The organism is Streptomyces sp. B1866 (assembly GCF_031932565.1).
In the GTDB taxonomy this organism is placed as follows: Bacteria; Actinomycetota; Actinomycetes; order Streptomycetales; family Streptomycetaceae; genus Streptomyces.
The window spans coordinates 1-19,331 of the sequence record NZ_JAVSCF010000116.1 but is presented as its reverse complement, the minus strand read 5'-3'; the positions used below and the strand labels follow the sequence as shown (position 1 = coordinate 19,331).

19 protein-coding genes are annotated in these 19,331 nt (G+C 72.4%); all 19 read right to left on the bottom strand.

Annotated elements, in window-relative coordinates; all coding sequences use genetic code 11:
* Positions 1-14: 14 nt before the first annotated feature.
* Positions 15-482 carry a DUF2550 domain-containing protein gene (locus RKE29_RS16710; RefSeq protein ID WP_312006201.1) on the bottom strand — a complete coding sequence of 156 codons (468 nt, stop codon included), beginning with the start codon at positions 480-482 and terminating at the stop codon, positions 15-17.
* A 136-nt stretch (positions 483-618) separates the two neighbouring features.
* Positions 619-996, bottom strand: a complete 378-nt coding sequence (locus RKE29_RS16705; RefSeq protein ID WP_312006198.1) for a F0F1 ATP synthase subunit epsilon — start codon at positions 994-996, stop codon at positions 619-621.
* A 166-nt stretch (positions 997-1,162) separates the two neighbouring features.
* The gene (atpD, locus tag RKE29_RS16700; protein ID WP_312006197.1) at positions 1,163-2,605 is read right to left on the bottom strand and encodes a F0F1 ATP synthase subunit beta; all 1,443 of its coding nucleotides are present in this window, start codon (positions 2,603-2,605) and stop codon (positions 1,163-1,165) included.
* Positions 2,606-2,610: 5 nt separating this feature from the next.
* Complete coding sequence (locus tag RKE29_RS16695; protein WP_312006196.1) at positions 2,611-3,525, bottom strand: F0F1 ATP synthase subunit gamma; 915 nt, start codon at positions 3,523-3,525, stop codon at positions 2,611-2,613.
* A 2-nt stretch (positions 3,526-3,527) separates the two neighbouring features.
* Positions 3,528-5,099: a F0F1 ATP synthase subunit alpha gene (gene atpA / locus RKE29_RS16690; RefSeq protein WP_312006195.1), complete on the bottom strand. Its 1,572-nt coding sequence runs from the start codon at positions 5,097-5,099 to the stop codon at positions 3,528-3,530.
* 162 nt (positions 5,100-5,261) lie between these two features.
* Positions 5,262-6,086: a F0F1 ATP synthase subunit delta gene (locus RKE29_RS16685; protein ID WP_312006194.1), complete on the bottom strand. Its 825-nt coding sequence runs from the start codon at positions 6,084-6,086 to the stop codon at positions 5,262-5,264.
* The gene (locus tag RKE29_RS16680; protein ID WP_312006193.1) at positions 6,083-6,643 is read right to left on the bottom strand and encodes a F0F1 ATP synthase subunit B; all 561 of its coding nucleotides are present in this window, start codon (positions 6,641-6,643) and stop codon (positions 6,083-6,085) included. The genes RKE29_RS16685 and RKE29_RS16680 overlap by 4 nt, the downstream gene beginning before the upstream one ends.
* Positions 6,644-6,684: 41 nt before the next feature.
* Positions 6,685-6,933 carry an ATP synthase F0 subunit C gene (gene atpE / locus RKE29_RS16675; RefSeq protein WP_312006192.1) on the bottom strand — a complete coding sequence of 83 codons (249 nt, stop codon included), beginning with the start codon at positions 6,931-6,933 and terminating at the stop codon, positions 6,685-6,687.
* An 80-nt stretch (positions 6,934-7,013) separates the two neighbouring features.
* Positions 7,014-7,823, bottom strand: coding sequence for a F0F1 ATP synthase subunit A (gene atpB, locus RKE29_RS16670; RefSeq protein WP_312006191.1), 810 nt, complete (start codon positions 7,821-7,823; stop codon positions 7,014-7,016).
* A 264-nt stretch (positions 7,824-8,087) separates the two neighbouring features.
* Positions 8,088-8,564: a hypothetical protein gene (locus RKE29_RS16665; RefSeq protein ID WP_312006190.1), complete on the bottom strand. Its 477-nt coding sequence runs from the start codon at positions 8,562-8,564 to the stop codon at positions 8,088-8,090.
* A gap of 288 nt (positions 8,565-8,852) precedes the next feature.
* Positions 8,853-10,292, bottom strand: coding sequence for an MraY family glycosyltransferase (locus RKE29_RS16660; RefSeq protein ID WP_312006200.1), 1,440 nt, complete (start codon positions 10,290-10,292; stop codon positions 8,853-8,855).
* A 103-nt stretch (positions 10,293-10,395) separates the two neighbouring features.
* Positions 10,396-11,694: a serine hydroxymethyltransferase gene (gene glyA, locus RKE29_RS16655; protein ID WP_312006199.1), complete on the bottom strand. Its 1,299-nt coding sequence runs from the start codon at positions 11,692-11,694 to the stop codon at positions 10,396-10,398.
* A gap of 281 nt (positions 11,695-11,975) precedes the next feature.
* Positions 11,976-12,644: a protein-tyrosine-phosphatase gene (locus tag RKE29_RS16650; protein ID WP_312006189.1), complete on the bottom strand. Its 669-nt coding sequence runs from the start codon at positions 12,642-12,644 to the stop codon at positions 11,976-11,978.
* Positions 12,641-13,288 (bottom strand): L-threonylcarbamoyladenylate synthase, encoded by a 648-nt coding sequence (locus RKE29_RS16645; protein WP_312006188.1) that lies wholly within the window; start codon positions 13,286-13,288, stop codon positions 12,641-12,643. Before RKE29_RS16645 ends, RKE29_RS16650 begins: the two co-directional genes overlap by 4 nt.
* Before the next feature lie 215 nt (positions 13,289-13,503).
* The gene (prmC, locus tag RKE29_RS16640; protein ID WP_312006187.1) at positions 13,504-14,391 is read right to left on the bottom strand and encodes a peptide chain release factor N(5)-glutamine methyltransferase; all 888 of its coding nucleotides are present in this window, start codon (positions 14,389-14,391) and stop codon (positions 13,504-13,506) included.
* Between the two features lie 137 nt (positions 14,392-14,528).
* Complete coding sequence (gene prfA, locus RKE29_RS16635; RefSeq protein ID WP_312006186.1) at positions 14,529-15,599, bottom strand: peptide chain release factor 1; 1,071 nt, start codon at positions 15,597-15,599, stop codon at positions 14,529-14,531.
* A 240-nt stretch (positions 15,600-15,839) separates the two neighbouring features.
* Positions 15,840-16,067: a 50S ribosomal protein L31 gene (gene rpmE, locus RKE29_RS16630; protein ID WP_312006185.1), complete on the bottom strand. Its 228-nt coding sequence runs from the start codon at positions 16,065-16,067 to the stop codon at positions 15,840-15,842.
* 256 nt (positions 16,068-16,323) lie between these two features.
* The gene (locus RKE29_RS16625) at positions 16,324-17,403 is read right to left on the bottom strand and encodes an LCP family protein (RefSeq protein ID WP_312006184.1); all 1,080 of its coding nucleotides are present in this window, start codon (positions 17,401-17,403) and stop codon (positions 16,324-16,326) included.
* Positions 17,404-17,756: 353 nt separating this feature from the next.
* Positions 17,757-19,331 (bottom strand): transcription termination factor Rho (gene rho / locus RKE29_RS16620; RefSeq protein ID WP_312006183.1); only part of this gene is annotated, 1,575 nt, incomplete at its 5' end.

The window sequence follows — 19,331 nt, the reverse complement described above, 5'->3', positions numbered from 1 at the left end:
GTCCGCGCCCGCGGTCAGGCCACGTTGACGCGCTGGCCGGGCGGGGCCGCCTCCAGCCAGGCCAGGAAGCCGGTCAGCGCGTCCTCGCTCATCGCCAGCTCCAGGGTCGAACCCCGGTGGCTGCAGGCGAGGACCACCGCGTCCGACAGCAGCGCCAGCTCCTCCTCGCCCTTGGGCGTGCGCCGCTCGCGTACCTCGATGGCGTCCCGCTCCAGCACCCGGCGCGGCCGCGGCGCGTACGAGAACACCCGGAACCACTCGATCCGGTCACCGCTGTAGCGGGCGACCCCGTAGGCCCAGCCCTTGCCGCTCGGTTCGGCCCCGGTGTCGGTCCCGGTCGCGTACCGCTCCGCCGCCCAGCGCAGGCTGCAGTCGAAGGTGCCGCCGGAGCGCTGGAGCAGCCGCCGCCGCAGGCCGAAGAAGAACAGCCCCAACACCACCAGCGCGACGGCCACGCCGCACACGAGCAGAGCGAGGACCAACTTCACCGACCTCCTCGCGTGCTCAGGCGGACATCCCGCTTACCTGCACCTCAGCCGCGGGCCGTGCCGGAGAATTCCGGCCCGGCCCGCGGCTGAGGGTAACAACCGCCCGGACGGGCAACCGCTCGTGCGGGCTTCAGTGCGCGCCCGTCGCCGCGCGCAGGCGGATCTCCGCCCGGCGCTCGGCGGCGTCGTCCGCGTCGGCCTTGGCGCGCTCCAGCGCCCGCTCCGCGCGCTTGACGTCGATCTCGTCGGAGAGTTCGGCGATCTCGGCGAGCAGCGACAGCTTCTCGTCCGCGAAGGAGATGAACCCGCCGTGCACCGCGGCGACGACGGTCCCGCCGTCACCCGTACGGATGGTCACCGGACCGGACTCCAGGACACCGAGCAGCGGCTGGTGGCCGGGCAGGACGCCGATGTCGCCCGATGTGGTGCGCGCGATGACCAGGGTCGCCGGGCCGGACCAGACGCTCCGGTCCGCCGCGACCAGCTCGACGTGCAGCTCAGCAGCCAACGTGGCTCCTCGGGTGGTGTCCCCTGCCGGGGTGCGGGCAGGGTGTGGGTCACAGGATAACGGGCGTACGCCAGGGGGACGGGAGGGACCCCGTCCCCCTGGCGCAGCGGTGCCGGCGGGCGGCGCCGCCGGGTCGGCGCGACGCTGCCGCGGTCGCGCGGCGTCGTCAGGAGACGCCCAGCTCCTTGGCCTTCTTCTTCAGGTCGTCCAGGCCACCGCACATGAAGAACGCCTGCTCCGGGAAGTGGTCGAACTCACCGTCGGCGATGGAGTTGAACGCGGCGATGGACTCGTCCAGCGGCACGTCCGAGCCGTCGAGGCCGGTGAACTGCTTCGCCGCGTGGGTGTTCTGCGACAGGAAGCGCTCGATGCGGCGGGCGCGGTGGACGGTGAGCTTGTCCTCCTCGCCCAGCTCGTCGATACCGAGGATGTTGATGATGTCCTGGAGGTCCTTGTACTTCTGCAGGATCGACTTCACGCGCGAGGCGCACTCGTAGTGCTCCTGCGAGATGTAGCGCGGGTCCAGGATCCGGGAGGTGGAGTCCAGCGGGTCCACCGCCGGGTAGATGCCCTTCTCCGAGATCGGGCGGGAGAGCACGGTCGTCGCGTCGAGGTGCGCGAACGTGGTCGCCGGGGCCGGGTCGGTGAGGTCGTCCGCGGGCACGTAGATCGCCTGCATGGAGGTGATCGAGTGGCCGCGGGTGGAGGTGATGCGCTCCTGGAGGATGCCCATCTCGTCGGCGAGGTTCGGCTGGTAGCCCACCGCGGAGGGCATGCGGCCCAGCAGGGTGGAGACCTCGGAACCGGCCTGGGTGAAGCGGAAGATGTTGTCGATGAAGAACAGCACGTCCTGCTTCTGGACGTCGCGGAAGTACTCCGCCATCGTCAGGCCGGCCAGCGCGACCCGCAGCCGGGTGCCCGGCGGCTCGTCCATCTGGCCGAAGACCAGCGCGGTCTGCGGGAGCACGCCCGAGTCGGCCATCTCCTCGATGAGGTCGTTGCCCTCACGGGTGCGCTCGCCGACGCCGGCGAACACGGAGACGCCCTCGTGCAGCTTCGCCACACGCATGATCATTTCCTGGATGAGCACGGTCTTGCCCACGCCCGCGCCGCCGAACAGACCGATCTTGCCGCCCTTGACGTACGGGGTGAGCAGGTCGATGACCTTCAGACCGGTCTCGAACATCTCGGTCTTCGACTCAAGCTGGTCGAAGGCGGGGGCCTTGCGGTGGATGGACCACCGCTCGGTGACCTCGGCCTCGGCCTCGGGCTCGTTGAGGATGCGGCCCAGGGTGTTGAACACCCGGCCCTTGGTGACGTCGCCGACGGGCACGGTGATGCCGGTGCCGGTGTCGGTGACCGGGCTCTGGCGGACCAGGCCGTCGGTGGGCTCCATGGAGATGGCGCGCACCACGCCCTCGCCGAGGTGCTGGGCCACCTCCAGGGTCAGGGTCTTCTTCCGGCCCGCCTCACTGGGGTCGGAGACCTCGACGTGCAGCGCGTTGTAGATGTCCGGCATCGCGTCGACGGGGAACTCCACGTCGACGACCGGGCCGATGACCCGCGCGACGCGGCCCGTCGCGGTAGCCGTCTCAGCAGTGGTGGTCATAGTTGTCAGTCACTCCCCGCGGAGGCGTCGGCCAGAGCGCTCGCGCCACCGACGATCTCGCTGATTTCCTGGGTGATGTCGGCCTGGCGGGCCGCGTTGGCAAGCCGCTTGAGCGACTTGATGAGCTCTTCCGCGTTGTCGGTCGCCGACTTCATCGCCCGCCGGGTGGCCGCGTGCTTGGAGGCGGCGGCCTGGAGCAGGGCGTTGTAGATGCGGGACTCGACGTACCGGGGCAGCAGCGCGTCGAGGACCTCCTCCGCCGACGGCTCGAAGTCGTACAGCGGCAGGACCACCCCCTTCGGCGCCTCCGCCTGCGCGGCGGGCTCCAGGCTGAGCGGCAGCAGCCGGTGCTCGACCGGCGTCTGCGTCAGCATCGACACGAACTCGGTGTACACGATGTGCAGCTCGTCCACGCCGCCGTCGGCGGTGTCCCGCAGGACGGCCTCGATGAGCGGGGCGGCGATGCGCTTGGCGTCCGCGTACGTCGGGTTGTCGGTGAACCCGGTCCAGGACTCGGCGATCTTCCGCTCGCGGAAGCCGTAGTAGGCGACGCCCTTGCGGCCGACGATGTAGCTGTCGACCTCGCGCCCGGCGCCGGTCAGCCGCTCGGTCAGCCGCTCCGCCGCCTTGATGACGTTGGAGGAGTAGCCGCCCGCGAGGCCGCGGTCGCTGGTGACGAGCAGCACGGCCGCCCGGCTCGGGTGCTCGACCTCGGTCGTCAGCGGGTGCCGGGTGGTGGAGCCGGTGGCGACCGCGGTCACCGCGCGGGTGAGCTCCTGGGCGTACGGAGTGGAGGCCGCCACCTGGCGCTGCGCCTTGACGATGCGCGAGGCGGCGATCATCTCCATCGCCCGGGTGATCTTCTTGGTCGCGGAGACGGTCTTGATCCGCCTCTTGTAGACCCGCAGCTGGGCGCCCATGCTCAGCCCTCGCCCAGCAGCTTGCCGTCCGAGGTCTCGAACTGCCGCTTGAACGCCACGACCGCGTCGGTGAGCTTCTGGATCGTGTCGTCGGAGAGCTTGCCGCCCTCGACGATGCCGATCATCAGGCCCTTGTGCTCGCGGTGCAGGTAGTCCAGCAGCTCGCGCTCGAAGCGGCGGATGTCCGCGACCGGCACGTCGTCCAGCTTGCCGGTGCCGCCCGCCCAGATGGACACGATCTGGTCCTCGGTCGGGTACGGCGCGTACTGCTGCTGCTTGAGCAGCTCGGTCATCCGCTGGCCGCGCTCCAGGGACGCCTTGGACGCGGCGTCCAGGTCGGAGCCGAAGGACGCGAACGCCTCCAGCTCGCGGTACTGGGCCAGGTCCACGCGCAGCCGGCCGGAGACCTGCCGCATGGCCTTGTGCTGGGCGGAGCCGCCGACGCGGGAGACGGAGATGCCGACGTTGAGCGCGGGGCGCTGGCCCGCGTTGAACAGGTCGGACTCCAGGAAGCACTGGCCGTCGGTGATGGAGATGACGTTGGTGGGGATGAACGCGGAGACGTCGTTGGCCTTGGTCTCCACGATCGGCAGGCCGGTCATGGAGCCGGAGCCCATGTCGTCCGACAGCTTCGCGCACCGCTCCAGCAGCCGGGAGTGCAGGTAGAACACGTCGCCCGGGTAGGCCTCGCGGCCCGGCGGGCGGCGCAGCAGCAGGGACACGGCGCGGTAGGCGTCGGCCTGCTTGGACAGGTCGTCGAAGACGATCAGGACGTGCTTGCCCTGGTACATCCAGTGCTGGCCGATGGCCGAACCGGTGTAGGGGGCGATGTACTTGAAGCCCGCCGGGTCGGACGCCGGGGCGGCGACGATGGTGGTGTACTCCAGGGCGCCGGCCTCCTCCAGCGCGCGGCGCACGCCGGCGATGGTGGAGCCCTTCTGGCCGATGGCGACGTAGATGCAGCGGACCTGCTTCTTCGGGTCGCCGGAGCGCCAGTTCGAGCGCTGGTTGATGATCGTGTCGACGGCCAGCGCGGTCTTGCCGGTCTGCCGGTCGCCGATGATCAGCTGGCGCTGGCCGCGGCCGATGGGGGTCATGGCGTCGACGGCCTTGTAGCCGGTCTCCATCGGCTCGTGCACCGACTTGCGCTGCATGACCGTGGGCGCCTGGAGTTCCAGGGCGCGGCGGCCGTCGGTCTCGATGTCGCCGAGGCCGTCGATCGGGTTGCCCAGCGGGTCGACCACGCGGCCGAGGTATCCCTCGCCGACGGCGACCGACAGCACCTCGCCGGTGCGGCGCACCGGCTGGCCCTCCTCGATGCCGGCGAACTCGCCGAGGACGATCGCGCCGATCTCCCGCTCTTCGAGGTTGAGGGCGAGGCCGAGGGTGCCGTCCTCGAACCTCAGCAGCTCGTTCGCCATGGCCGAGGGCAGTCCCTCGACCTTCGCGATGCCGTCACCGGCAACGCTGACCGTGCCGACCTCCTCGCGCGAGGCCGCGTCCGGCTGGTACGACTGGACGAAGTCCTCCAGCGCGTCCCGGATCTCCTCCGGCCGGATCGTGAGCTCCGCCATCTGGGTTCCCTGCTCTCCTTAGTTGGGCCCGAATTCCAAAGGTTCCGGGGGCGGCTGCCCCCAGCACACTCCGTTACGGCCCAACTCGGGCCGCTTCCGTGCTTGTTGAGTTGGTGGTCGGCCCGGTCCGGCCGCCCTGCGCGCCGGCCGGACCGCCGGCGGTCAGCCGGCGATCCGCCGGGCCGCCTCGTCGAGGCGGTCCGCGACGGTGCCGCTGATGACCTCGTCGCCGACGCGCACCGCGATCCCGCCGAGGACCTGGGGGTCCACGTCGAGGTTCAGGTGCACCTGCCGCCCGTAGAGCGCGGCGAGGGCGGCGCCGAGACGCCGCTTCTGCCGGTCGCTGAGCGGCACGGCCGAGGTCACCTCGGCGACCATGCGGTCGCGGCGCTCCGCGGCCAGTTTCGAAAGTGCGTTCAGTCCAGCTTCCAGGCTACGTCCGCGCGGCTGTTCGACAAGACGGACGACCAGCCGCTCGGTGGCCGGCCGCACCCGGCCGCCGAGCAGGCGGCGCAGCAGGCCGGTGCGGGCCTCCCGGACGGCGTCGGAGGCCATCCGGTCGGTCAGCGCCGAGCGCAGCGCGGGGCTGGAGGAGAGGATCCGGCCGAACCGGAACAGCTCGTCCTCGACATCGTCCAGCTCGCCGGCGCGCTGGGCCGCGACGATGTCGGCGGTGTCGGCCAGCTCCTCGACCGCGTCCGCCAGGTCCCGGGTCCGCACCCAGCGGGAGCGGACCAGACCGGACAGCAGGTCGACGACCTCGCCGCTCACCTGCCCGGCCAGCAGCCGCCCGACCAGCGCGGCCTTGTCCTCGCCCGGCCGCGCCGGGTCGGTGAGCACCCGGCGCAGCGGCACCTCGCGGTCCAGCAGCGCGGTGACGGACCCCAGCTCCCCGGCGAGCGCCGCCGGGTCGACCGCGGTGTTGTCCACCAGCGCGTCGAACCGCTCGCGCGCCGCGGCGAGCGCCTCCCGGCTCGCCCCGATCATCGCCCTGCCTCGGCCGTCGTCGGGTCGGCGGCCTTGGCCTCCAGCTCGTCCAGGAACCGGTCGATGGTGCGGCTCTGCCGGGCGAAGTCCTCCAGGGACTCGCCGACGAGCTTGCCGGCCAGTTCGGTGGCGAGCCTGCCCACGTCCTGCCGCAGGGTCTGCGCGGCCTGCTTGCGGTCGGCCTCGATCTGGGCGTGTCCGGCCGCGATGATCTCCTCACGCTGCCGCTGGCCCTCCGCGCGCATCTCGGCGATGAGCGCGGCGCCCTGCTCCTGCGCCTCCTGGCGCAGACGCGCGGCCTCGTGCCGGGCCTCGGCGAGCTGGGTCCGGTAGTCCTCCAGGACCTGCTGCGCCTCGGCCTGGGCGGCCTCGGCCTTCTCCATGCCGCCCTCGATCGCCGCGCGGCGCTCCTCCAGCACCCGGTTGATGTTCGGCAGGAGCTTCTTGGCGAGGAAGATGAAGACGATGGCGAAGGCGATCAGGCCGACGACGAGCTCGGGGATCGGCGGGATGAGGGGGTTCTCCTCCTCGGCCGCCAGGTGTGTCAGGTCGATCACGTCAGTGCCTTTCGTCGCAAACGGCTGGTCGGGCGCCGCGGTCAGCTGGTCGGGTAGACGAACGGCATGACCAGACCGATCAGGGCCAGCGCCTCACAGAAGGCGAAGCCGAGGATCTGGTTGGCGCGGATCAGACCGGCCGCCTCGGGCTGCCGGGCCAGGGCCTGGGTGCCGTTGCCGAAGATGATGCCGATGCCGACGCCGGGGCCGATGGCCGCGAGGCCGTAACCGATCGCGCCGAGGTTGCCCTTGATTTCGACGCCGGCGGCGAGGGTCTGGAGAGCGGACATGCCGGTTCTTCCTTCTCTTTCAAACGGACCGGTGGGGGTTGGCCACCGGGCGTTTCGTGTGGGACGGAGGGGTGGGGCGCTCAGTGGTGCTCGGCGAGAGCGCCCTGGATGTACGTGGCGGTCAGCAGGACGAAGACGTACGCCTGGACCCCCTGGATGAACAGCTCGAAGGCGGTCATCACGATGGTCATCAGGAACGAGACGCCGGCGTAGGCGATGCCGACACCGTTCAGCAGGTACCAGCTGGCGATGGTGAACATCAGCAGCAGCAGGTGGCCGGCGAACATGTTGGCGAAGAGCCGGACGGCGTGGGTGAAGGGCCGCACGATGACGTTGGAGAGGAACTCCAGGAACATCGCCAGCGGGAGCACGGCGCCCAGCGACTTGTCGTAGCCGGTGATGTTCTTCAGCCCGCCGACGAAGCCGTGCCGCTTGAAGGTCAGGGTCGTCCACACGAGGAAGACGACCGCGGCGAGCCCGACCGGGAAGGCGATGATCGACGTCACCGGGAACTGGGCGACCGGGATGACCGACCACAGGTTCATCAGCCAGACGGTGAAGAACAGGGCGACGACCAGGGGGACGTACTTCTCGCCCTCCTTCTTGCCGATGGCCTCGTAGACGATGCCGCGGCGTACGAAGTCGTACCCGGCCTCGCCGACCATCTGGAGCTTGCCGGGGACCACCTTGGCCCGGGCGAAGGCGGCCCAGAAGAACCAGACGACGACGACCGTGCCCAGCAGCGCCAGCAGCATCGGCTTGTTGAACTCGAAGCCGCCGATCGTGAAGATCGGCTTGAACGTGAACGAGTGAAGCCCCGGAGCCGGGAAGCCGCAACCGTCGAAGAGGTGGCAGTCGGTCTCGAAGGCGAGCGTCTGGTCAGCACTCACCGCGAGCTCCTTCAGCGTGGCACATGGGTTCGGCAACCTCGTTTGTGTCGGCGCGGCGCGGGGCCGCGTAACGGCACTGGACTTGAGTTACTGCTGGTACGGGGACGATCATGGCTGGTCGGGCCGGGCGTACCGGACGACGGTGGCGTGGGGTGCCGAGCCCGTCCCGCGCATGCCGGAATTCGGCCCCCTGGTGCCGCCGTGTCTCAGATGGCACGGGACGATAGCAGGTGAGCGCTTGGGCTCTCGGACCGGCCCCGTCCGTCACGACGTGGACCTGACAGGCGCGCTCTGCTCCGCACTGCCGGACGCCGCTCCGCCCGCCGCGGAGCCGCCCGGACCGCCCTGCTCGGGCTGCACGTACAGGATCTTCGCCTTCATGTGCACCCGGGTCTGGGTGGCGATCCACACCAGCGTCGCGGCCAGCAGGGAGAAGGCGAAGGCCCGGGTGTTGAACGCGTGCGTGTCCTTGAACAGCCCCAGCACCACGGCGACCAGCAGGATCTGTGTCATGTAGAGCAACAGGCCCATGGCCTGGAAGAGCTGCGGGAACTGCTTGGCGGTGCGTTGGAGCACCACCAGGCCCATCGCCATCACGGCACCGGCGACGAAGGCGCCGGCCGCGGCCCCGTACGCGCCCTTGGCACCGGCGAGCACCGAGCTGACCACGACGGCGACGGCACCCGCGAGGGTGGTGGCCACGGCGCAACTCAGGAGTGTTCGGGCGTCGTTGGACTGCATGAGGGGTTCTCCGGCGAAGGTCGGAAGCAAACGGTTCGTCGTGGACGAGCGTAATCCCCGGGGGCGTGCGGAGCCGCGCGGTGGAGGGCAACCGCGGGGACGCCCCCCGGCTCCAGCACCGGGTTTCGTGAACGGTATCACAAACTATTTGATGAGGTCTTTACCTAGTGCATGTGCCAACTGTCACACGTGAGAGTTACACCTCGCGCGCCGAGCTGACAAGCTGCGACTCTGTCTGGTATAGGGATCCGCCATCCACTTCAGCAAAGGTAAACGATCGTTCAAACCTCATCGTGAGCTGCTGATGCGACGCCGGTGGGTGAACCGGGAGCGGTCCCCGATCGCGGTGGCGCCGCCCGGCTGCTGAGCGGCCCCGCCGACGCCGGCCACCCCGTTCGCACCGTTTGCATTGTTCGCAGCATTCGGGCCGTGCGCCCCGTTCGCCGCCGCGGCACCGGCCACCCCGGCCAGGCCCCCGGCCCCGGCGGCCACCGGCTCGCCGCCCGCGTCCGGGCGGCCGGGCCGCGCCGCGTGCCGGGCCCGCCGGGCGTGCCGGTAGCGCGGCGGCACCACGCCCTCGGCCCACTCGGGCGCCTGCGGGCTGAAGCGCGGCAGCAGCAGCAGGACCAGGCCCAGGGCGCTGAGCCCCACGATCGCCAGCACGAACCACATGCCCGCCTCGGAGTTCACCGAGTAGGCCACCGCGCCGAAGGCGATCAGCGCCGACCAGAAGTACATGATCAGCACGGCGCGGGCGTGCGAGTGGCCGATCTCCAGCAGGCGGTGGTGCAGGTGGCCGCGGTCGGCGGCGAACGGCGACTGGCCACGCCAGGTGCGCCGGACCACGGCCAGCACCAGGTCGGCGAACGGTACCGCGATCACGGTCAGCGGCAGCAGCAGCGGGATGTAGACGGGCACGGTGGCGTGCACCGCGGCCTGCTCCGACCCGGCGAACAGCTTCATCGCGTCCGGGTCGACCTGGCCGGTGATGGAGATGGCGCCCGCCGCCAGCACCAGGCCGATGAGCATCGAACCGGAGTCGCCCATGAAGATCCGGGCCGGGTGCGCGTTGTGCGGCAGGAAGCCCAGGCACATGCCCATCAGGACGGCGGCGAACAGCGTCGCGGGCGCGGCCGCCTCCAGCCCGTACCCGTACCAGATGCGGTACGCGTACATGAAGAACGCGGCGGCGGCGATGCAGACCATGCCGGAGGCCAGCCCGTCCAGGCCGTCCACGAAGTTCACCGCGTTGATGGTGATGACCACCAGGGCCACCGTCAGCAGCGTGCCCTGCCAGGGCGTCAGCGACACCGTGCCCACCCCGGGCACCGGAATCCACAGGATCGTCAGGCCCTGGAGCACCATGACGCCGGCGGCGATCATCTGGCCGCCGAGCTTGACCAGCGCGTCCACGCCCCACTTGTCGTCCAGCACGCCCAGCAGCCAGATCAGCCCGGCGCCGGACAGCAGGGCGCGCGGCTCGTTGGACAGGGCGTAGACGTCCTTGAGGTTGGTCAGGTGCGCGGCGACCAGCAGCCCGGCGCACAGCCCGCCGAACATCGCGATGCCGCCCAGCCGCGGCGTGGGCTCCCGGTGCACGTCGCGGGCGCGGATCTCGGGCATCGCCCCGGCCAGGATGGCGAACTTCCGCACCGGCCCGGTCAGCAGGTAGGTGACCGCGGCCGTGACGCACAGAGTCAGCAGATATTCACGCACAGGCTGCCCCAGGGGTATCGCTGGCCATCACGACCACACACCTTATGCGTGCCGGGCCACGGACCGTGCACGTAACCCTAGACGTTCCACGCCATCGGATGGTTGCGGCCGCCGGTTACGGCCCGGATGGCGCCGTATGTGACGCGGCGTCCGGCGGCGCGTACGGGGCGGCGGGCGCGGCGGCGGGAAGCGCGGGGTAGGGCGGGAAGCGCGCCGCGAGCCGGGCCGCCTCGCCGCGCACCGCGCCGTCCTCGCCGCGCAGCGCCGCGCCGAGCAGCACCGCGATCCGCGCCATCTCCGGCTCGGCCATGCCCTGCGTGGTCACCGCGGCCGTGCCCAGCCGGATGCCCTGCACGCAGCCGCCCGCCACGGTGGTCCCGCCGGGCACCACGCAGGTGTCCAGCACCAGGCCGGCGGCGGCGCAGCGGCTCCGGGCCAGGTGGCCGTCCACGCCCAGCGGCCGCACGTCCGCGGTGATCAGGTGGGTGTCGGTGCCGCCGGTGGCGACCTCAAGGCCCTCCTCGGGCAGGGCGGCGGCCAGCGCCCGGGCGTTGGCCACCACCTGCCGGGCGTAGCCGCGGAAGGCCGGGGAGGCGGCCTCGCCGAAGGCCACCGCCTTGGCCGCCACCGCGTGCATCTGCGCGCCGCCCTGGCAGAAGGGGAACACCGCGCGGTCCACCTGGTCGGCGAACTCGGCGCGGCACAGGATCATCCCCCCGCGCGGGCCGCGCAGCACCTTGTGCGTGGTGGCGCACACCACGTCCGCGTGACGCACCGGGCTGGGCGCCACACCCCCGGCGACCAGGCCGATGGGGTGGGCGGCGTCGGCGATGAGGAGCGCGTCGACCTCGTCGGCGATCTCCCGGAAGGCCGCGTAGTCCGGGTGCCGCGGGTAGCAGATCGAGCCGCAGACGATGGCCTTCGGGCGGTGCGCGCGGGCCAGGTCGCGCACCTGGTCGTAGTCGATGAGGCCGGTGGCCGGGTCGACGCCGTAGCCGACGAAGTCGAACCAGCGGCCGGAGAAGTTGGCCGCCGAGCCGTGCGTCATGTGCCCGCCGTGCGCCAGGCCCATGGCCAGCACCGTGTCGCCCGGCCGCAGCAGCGCGGCGTACGCGGCGAGCACGGCCGAGGAGCCCGAGTGCGGCTGCACGTTGGCGTGCTCGGCGCCGAACAGGGCCTTCGCCCGGTCCACCGCGATCCGCTCGGCCGCGTCGACCAGCTCGCAGCCGCCGTGGTGGCGGGCGCCGGGATAGCCCTCCGCGTACTTGTTGCCCAGCGGGGAGCCGAGGGCGGCCAGCACGGCGCGGGAGGTGAAGTTCTCCGCGGCGATGAGCTGGAGGCCGCAGCCGACCCGGTCCAGCTCGCCCAGCAGGATGCCCGCGATCTCCGGGTCCTGGCGGCGCAGCGCCGCCATGCCCGGACCCCACGGGTCGGGCGGGGGTTCGGCCTGGCGGCCGACGGTGGGCGTGCCGCGGGGTGCGCTGGTGGCGGGCATCGCGTGCTCACAGCCTGGGTCGGGGCGGGTGGTCCTCTCCCTCACTGTAGGGCCGCGGGGGCGGGCGCGCGCGGCGGCACGGGGGCCCGGCGGGGCGGGTGGGCGACGCGTTCCCGGGCCGGCCGCTCGCACCTGGCCGTACGCGACCGTATCCGGGCCGTACGGGACCGTTTTCCGCCCGTACGGGACCGCCTCGCGTGTCAGCGGCGCGCGGACACCCCGGTCAGCGCGGTGACGACCGGGTCGAGGGCCTGGCTGATCTCCTCGCCGACCGAGCGGAAGTAGGTGATAGGCGAGCCGTACGGGTCGTACACCTCGTCGGCGTCCTCGGTGGGCGCCAGCAGCCAGCCGCGCAGCGCGGCCGCCGCCCGCACCAGGGCGCGGGCCCGCTCCACCACGCCGCCCACGTCGCGCGGGTCGGGCAGCGTGGCCGGGTCGATGGCCCGCACCAGCCGGGTGAACTCCTTCAGGGTGAACGTGCGCAGGCCCGCCGAGTGGCCCATGGAGATGACCTGGGCCCGGTGGTCGCGGGTGGCGGTGAGCACCAGGTCGGCACGGATGACGTGCTCGTCCAGCAGCTCCCGGCCGGTGAACCCTGCCGGGTCGGCGCCCAGGTCGGTGAGCACGGTGGCGGCGTGCGCCTCCATCGGCGCCCCCTCGTGGCCCCAGGTGCCCGCGCTCTCCACGATCAGCCCGTCGGCGGCGCCGCCCAGCCGGCGCGCGAGGGCCGAGCGGGTCAGCCGCTCGGTGATCGGCGAGCGGCAGACGTTGCCGGTGCTGACGTGGAGGATGCGGAACGTTCCGCCGACCGTCTGTTCGGCGGTGCCACCGTGTTTCTCCGCTATGCCACGCCCCTCAGGGGCCGTCAACGGGCCTCCTCTAGGTCCGGTACGACCTCCCGGAGCCGGTCCGCGCCCAGTGCCCCCGCGCGCAGCAGCACCGGCACTTTGCCGGTGACGTCGACGATGGAGGACGGCACGGCCGCGGGGGTGGGACCGCCGTCGAGGTAGACGGCGACGGCCTCGCCGAGCATGTTCTGCGCGGCGTCGCAGTCCTGCGGGGAGGGATAGCCGGTGAGGTTGGCGCTGGAGACCGCCATGGGACCGACGTCCGTCAGCAGCTCGATGGCCACCGGGTGCAGCGGCATGCGCACCGCCACGGTGCCGCGGGTCTCCCCCAGGTCCCACGACAGCGACGGCTGGTGCCGGGCGACGAGGGTCAGCGGGCCGGGCCAGAAGGCGTCCACCAGCTCCCACGCCTGCTCGGAGAAGTCGGTGACCAGGCCGTGCAGGGTGTTCGGCGAGCCGATCAGCACCGGCGAGGGCATGGCGCGCCCGCGGCCCTTGGCCAGCAGCAGGTCGGCGACGGCCTGCGCGCTGAACGCGTCGCAGCCCACCCCGTAGACGGTGTCGGTGGGCAGCACGACCAGCTCGCCGCGGCGCACGGCGGCGGCGGCCTCGCGCAGGCCGGTCGCGCGGTCGACGGGGTCGCCGCACTCGTATCGCCGGGCCATGGAACGGTCCTCCTCGGAATGGGCCAGTACGGAGTGGGGGGTGTCCCCGGGACCGGGGGTGTCCCCGGGACCNTCCCCGGGACCGGGGGTGTCCCCGGGACCGGGGGCGTCCCCGGGTCGGGGGGCGTCCCCGGGTCGGGGGGCGTCCCCGGGTCGGGGGGCGTCCCCGGACGCCGCCGGGCGGTCGGCCGGGGCGGCGGGCGGCGGGCCCGCGGTCACGGCAGGGCCCTGCGGGCGGTGGCGAACCGGGGCCGGTTGTTCAGGTCGGGGTGGTCGGCGGCGTCGGCCCAGCCGCGCTCCTCGGTGAACAGCCACGGCACCTGGCCGCCCTGGGTGTCGGCGTGCTCGACGACCACGACGCCGCCCGGGCGCAGCAGCCGGTGGGCGGTGCGCTCCAGGCCGCGGATGGCGTCCAGGCCGTCCTCACCGGAGAACAGCGCGAGCTGCGGGTCGTGGTCGCGGGCCTCCGGCGCGACATACTCCCACTCGGTCAGCGGGATGTACGGCGGGTTGCTGATCACGAGGTCGACCTGTCCGTCCAGCTCCGGCAGGGCGGTCAGGGCGTCCCCGTGGTGGAGAACGACGCGGGACCCCTCGACGTTCTTCCGCGCCCAGCCCAGGGCGGTCTCGTCCAGCTCCACGGCGTGCACCCGGGAGCGCGGCACCTCCTGCGCCAGGGCCAGGGCGATGGCCCCGGAGCCCGTACACAGGTCCACGATCAGCGGCTCGACCACGTCCATGGCGCGCACCGCGTCTATCGCCCAGCCGACGACGGACTCGGTCTCCGGGCGCGGTACGAACACCCCGGGCCCCACCTGGAGCTCCAGGAACCGGAAGAAGGCGCGGCCGGTGATGTGCTGGAGCGGTTCGCGGGCCTCACGGCGGGCCACCACCTCCCAGTAGCGGGCGTCGAAGTCGGCGTCCGCCACCGTGTGCAGCTCGCCGCGGCGCACGCCGTGCACGAACGCCGCCAGCTCCTCGGCGTCGAAGCGCGGCGAGGGCACGCCGGCGTCCGCCAGGCGCTGGGTGGCCCGGGCCACCTCGCCGAGCAGCAGGGTCCGTGGGTTCGGGGAGTGTCCCCCGGATGGCGCCGCCACTGTCATCCTCCAGCCGGTCCGTCACGGGCCTGTCGGCCTCGTCGGCCATGTCGGCCGTGTCCTGAAGCGGGTCCCGCGGCACGCCGCCGCCGTCACCCGTGGTGGCCGCGGCGGGCACCGCCCGCGCTGCCCGCCGCGCGTGCCTACTGCGCGGCCGCCAGCCGGGCGGCCGCGTCGGCGTCGACGCAGTGCTGGATCACCGCTTCGAGCTCGCCGTCGAGCACCTGGTCCAAGTTGTACGCCTTGAAGCCGGTGCGGTGGTCCGAGATCCGGTTTTCCGGGAAGTTGTACGTCCGGATCCGCTCGGACCGGTCCACCGTGCGGACCTGGCTGCGGCGCGCGTCGGACGCCTTGCTCTCCGCCTCCTCCTGGGCCGCGGCCAGCAGCCGGGAGCGCAGGATGCGCAGCGCCTGCTCCTTGTTCTGCAGCTGGCTCTTCTCGTTCTGGCAGGAGACGACGATGCCGGTGGGCAGGTGGGTGATGCGCACCGCCGAGTCGGTGGTGTTGACCGACTGGCCGCCCGGGCCGGAGGAGCGGTAGACGTCGATCCGCAGGTCGTTCGGGCCGATCTCCACCTCCACCTCCTCGGCCTCGGGGGTGACCAGCACGCCCGCCGCGGAGGTGTGGATGCGGCCCTGGGACTCGGTGGCGGGCACCCGCTGCACGCGGTGCACCCCGCCCTCGTACTTCAGCCGCGCCCACACGCCCTGGCCCGGCTCGATCTGGCCGCGGGCCTTGACCGCCACGGACACGTCCTTGTAGCCGCCGAGGTCGGACTCGTTGGCGTCCAGGATCTCGGTGCGCCAGCCCACCCGCTCGGCGTACCGCAGGTACATCCGCAGCAGGTCGCCCGCGAACAGCGCCGACTCCTCGCCGCCCTCACCGGCCTTGACCTCCAGGATGACGTCCTTGTCGTCGCTCGGGTCGCGCGGGACGAGCAGCAGCCGCAGCCGGTCGGCCAGCTCCTCGTGCTGCCGCTCCAGCTGCCGCACCTCCTCCGCGAACTCCGGGTCGTCGGCGGCCAGCTCGCGCGCGGCCCCGATGTCCTCGCCGGTCCGGCGCCACGAGCGGTACGTGCCGACGACCGGGGTCAGCTCGGCGTACCGCTTGCCGAGCCGCTTCGCCTCCCGCTGGTCGGCGTGGACCGCGGGGTCGGCCAGCCGCTTTTCGAGGTCGGCGTGCTCGCCGATCAGTTCCTCGACGGCCTCGAACATCGTCGGACTCCCTGCTGGTGGGTGCGTCGGTGGGCTGCGGGGCTGGTGGGGCGGTCCGGGCCCGCGCCGGGGCCGCCGCGGCCGGGCGGTGGTCAACGGGCCGGCTGCCGACGGGCCCGGCTTGCTGACGGGCTTTTGCTGCCGGGCCCGGCTTGCTGACGGGCGGGGGCGGGCCGGTGACGACAAAACGCCGGTCCGGCCGCCCCGAAGGACGGCCGAGGACCGGCGCCGTGTGAGTCGCTACTTCTTCCGGGTGGACCCGGCGTTCTTGCCGAAGCGGGCCTCGAACCGCGCCACGCGGCCACCGGTGTCCATGATCTTCTGCTTGCCCGTGTAGAACGGGTGGCACTCGGAGCAGATGTCGGCACGGATCGTGCCGCTCGCCACGGTGCTGCGGGTGGTGAACGAGGCGCCGCACGTGCAGCTGACCTGCGTCTCGACGTACTCCGGGTGGATGTCGCGCTTCAAGGGATGCTCCTAGGTTCGGGAGGGTTCCGGGTCGCGGGGCGGGGTTCGCCCGGCGTGAACCGGGACCGGCGATCCAGTCTGCCAGCACTGGCCGCATCCCCCAAAACCGAGGGGCGGGTCCGGATATTCCGGGCGGCCGCACCGGCGCCCGCCGGGCTCCCGTCCGGCCTCTGCCGGGCTTCCGTCCGGCCTCTGTCCGGCTCCCGTCCGGCTTCTGTCCGGCTCCCGTACGGGTCGCGCTCCGGTCGGGGTGGTCTCAGGACCTCCTGACCACCTGCGTGACGCCGAGCCCGTCGCCCGCCGAGCCCTTCGTCGCCGTCCGCGGCACCTGCCGGTCCGCGCGCAGGGCCCGCCAGACCTCGTCGGCCCGGGAGTCGATCGGCACGACGCGGTTGGGGTTGGCCGGGTCGTACCGCACCGGCAGCGTGACCATGCGGGTGCGGTCGGAGTCGACGCCCTTCAGGCCTCGTGCGAAGCCGAGCAGCCGGCCCACCGAGGCCAGCTCGGAGTCGGTCGTCAGGGCCTTGGTGGAGGTGTCCGCCAGGTCGTACAGCTTGGTGGGGCTGCCCAGCAGGTCCACCGCCCGGACCCGGTCGAGCAGGGCCTTCAGGAACGCCTGCTGGAGCCTGATGCGGCCCAGGTCGCTGCCGTCGCCCACGCCGTGCCGGGTGCGCACCAGGCCCAGGGCCTGCTTGCCGTCGAGGTGGTGGCGGCCCGCCTTCAGGTCCAGGTGGCTCTTCTTGTCGTGGATGGCCTCGGTGGTGGTGATGTCGACTCCGCCGATCTTGTCGACCAGCTTGCGGAAGCCGGAGAAGTCGATCTCCAGGTAGTGGTCCATGCGGATGCCGGTCATGGCCTCGACGGTCTTGACCGCGCAGGCGGGCCCGCCGATCTCGTACGCGGTGTTGAACATGGCGCGCGCCGCGCCGCGTGCGGTGTGCCCGCCGTGGGTCGCGGTGCAGGCCGGGCGCTTGACGAGGGTGTCGCGCGGGATGCTGACGACGGTGGCCCTGCGGTGGCCCTGGTAGACGTGTACCACCATGGCGGTGTCGGAGCGGGCGCTGTTCTTGTCGCCGCCGCCGTAACCGCCGTTGTCGCCCGCGCGGGAGTCGGAGCCGAGGACGAGGATGTCCAGGGAGCCGTTGTCGACGTTCCGGGGGCGGTCGCGGCCGAGCGCGCCGTTGATGTCGATGCCGGTCAGGTTGCCGTTGAGCCGGTGGTAGAGGTATCCGACGGCGAGCACGCACACCGTCACCGTCACCGTGAGCGTCCAGGCGGTGCCCCGCAGGACCCTGCCCGGCGCGCCCGACCCTGCGCCGTTGTTCCCGTCACCCATGCGCCGCGCTCCCAGTCGTCCACCGCATCCCAGACGAGTACCCCCTGACGCCGCGGTCAGGCTCCGTGCGCGGGCGTTTACCCCCGGCAGGAGGCGTTTACGGCCGCCGGGGGCGGCGGCGGGACGCGGCGGGACGGGTGACGCCGAGGGCCCTTCCGGTGGTCGGAAGGGCCCTCGGGGTTGCGGACGGGCCGCCGGGTGGTATCCGGCGGATGGGCGTCCGACGGACGGATGACAGCCGGCAGAGGCGGGATGCCAGCTGTCAGGTACCAGCTGCCAGGTACCAGCTGCCAGATGTCACCTGACGGATATCAGATGACACCTGACAGTCAACGAAATCTGTCAGCCGTCAGTCAGTCGTTGCCCGGCGTCGGCGTGTTCTTCGCGATCTGCATCAGGAACTCGGCGTTGGACTTGGTCTGCTTCATCTTGTCCAGCAGCAGCTCGATGGCCTGCTGCGAGTCCAGCGCGTGCAGCACCCGGCGGAGCTTCCAGACGATGTTCAGCTCCTCCGGCGCCAGCAGGATCTCCTCCTTGCGGGTGCTGGACTGGTCGACGTCGACCGCCGGGAAGATGCGCTTGTCCGCGAGCTTCCGGTCGAGCCGGAGCTCCATGTTGCCGGTGCCCTTGAACTCCTCGAAGATCACCTCGTCCATCCGCGAGCCGGTCTCGACCAGCGCGGTGGCCAGGATGGTCAGCGAGCCGCCGTCCTCGATGTTCCGCGCGGCGCCGAAGAACCGCTTGGGCGGGTAGAGGGCCGTGGAGTCGACACCGCCGGACAGGATGCGGCCCGACGCCGGGGCGGCCAGGTTGTAGGCGCGGCCCAGACGGGTGATCGAGTCCAGCAGCACCACCACGTCGTGGCCCAGCTCCACCAGCCGCTTGGCCCGCTCGATGGCCAGCTCGGCGACGGTGGTGTGGTCCTCGGCCGGCCGGTCGAAGGTCGAGGAGATGACCTCGCCCTTCACCGACCGCTGCATGTCGGTGACCTCTTCGGGACGCTCGTCCACGAGCACGACCATCAGGTGGCACTCGGGGCTGTTGCGGGTGATCGCGTTGGCGATCGCCTGCATGATGATGGTCTTGCCGGTCTTCGGCGGGGCCACGATCAGGCCGCGCTGGCCCTTGCCGATGGGCGCGACCAGGTCGATGATCCGGGTGATCAGCGCGTTCGGCTCGTTCTCCAGGCGCAGCCGCTCCTGCGGGTACAGCGGGGTCAGCTTGCCGAACTCCGGCCGGCCGCGGCCGGTCTCGGGCGCCATGCCGTTGACCGAGTCGAGGCGGACCAGCGCGTTGAACTTCTCGCGGCGCTCGCCCTCGCGCGGCTGGCGCACCGCGCCGGTGACGTGGTCGCCCTTGCGCAGGCCGTTCTTGCGGACCTGGGCGAGCGAGACGTACACGTCGTTGGGCCCCGGCAGGTAGCCGGAGGTGCGGATGAAGGCGTAGTTGTCGAGGATGTCGAGGATGCCCGCGACGGGGATCAGCACGTCGTCATCGGCGACCTGCGGCTCGTTGCCGAAGTCGTCGCGGCCGCGCCGGCCGCGCCGGTCGCGGTACCGGCCGCGGCGGCCCCGGCGGCCGCCCGCCTCGTCGTCGAAGCCCTCGTCGTCGGACCGCTGGCTCTGGCGCTGCTGCTGGCGGCCGCCCTGCTGGGCGCCCTCGCCGTCGCCCTTGCCGCCGCGGCGGTCGCGCTGCTCACGCTGCTCACGCTGGTTGCCGCGGCCCTGGCGCTCGCCCTTCTGGGTGCGCTCCTGGCGGTCGCCGACCGCGCCCTTGGCCCCGCGGCCCTCGGCGGTGTCGGCGGCGGCCTCGGCCTTGGCGTCGGCCCGCGGCTCGGTCCTCACGTCGGCCTTCGCCTCCGGGCGGGTGTCGACGGCGGCCGCGGCCGCGGTCTCCGGGGCGCCGGCGGGCGCGGTCGCGCGCCGGCG

Bases quoted from the DNA above. Each gene is read 5' to 3' on its own strand.
- prfA (WP_312006186.1), bottom strand. From the start codon at position 15,599: ATGTTCGAGGCCGTCGAGGAACTGATCGGCGAGCACGCCGACCTCGAA.
- atpD (WP_312006197.1), bottom strand. From the start codon at position 2,605: ATGACCACCACTGCTGAGACGGCTACCGCGACGGGCCGCGTCGCGCGG.
- RKE29_RS16695 (WP_312006196.1), bottom strand. From the start codon at position 3,525: ATGGGCGCCCAGCTGCGGGTCTACAAGAGGCGGATCAAGACCGTCTCC.
- RKE29_RS16645 (WP_312006188.1), bottom strand. From the start codon at position 13,288: ATGGCCCGGCGATACGAGTGCGGCGACCCCGTCGACCGCGCGACCGGC.
- atpE (WP_312006192.1), bottom strand. From the start codon at position 6,933: ATGTCCGCTCTCCAGACCCTCGCCGCCGGCGTCGAAATCAAGGGCAAC.
- RKE29_RS16685 (WP_312006194.1), bottom strand. From the start codon at position 6,086: ATGATCGGGGCGAGCCGGGAGGCGCTCGCCGCGGCGCGCGAGCGGTTC.
- RKE29_RS16665 (WP_312006190.1), bottom strand. From the start codon at position 8,564: ATGCAGTCCAACGACGCCCGAACACTCCTGAGTTGCGCCGTGGCCACC.
- glyA (WP_312006199.1), bottom strand. From the start codon at position 11,694: ATGGCGGCGCTGCGCCGCCAGGACCCGGAGATCGCGGGCATCCTGCTG.
- atpA (WP_312006195.1), bottom strand. From the start codon at position 5,099: ATGGCGGAGCTCACGATCCGGCCGGAGGAGATCCGGGACGCGCTGGAG.
- prmC (WP_312006187.1), bottom strand. From the start codon at position 14,391: ATGACAGTGGCGGCGCCATCCGGGGGACACTCCCCGAACCCACGGACC.
- RKE29_RS16625 (WP_312006184.1), bottom strand. From the start codon at position 17,403: ATGGGTGACGGGAACAACGGCGCAGGGTCGGGCGCGCCGGGCAGGGTC.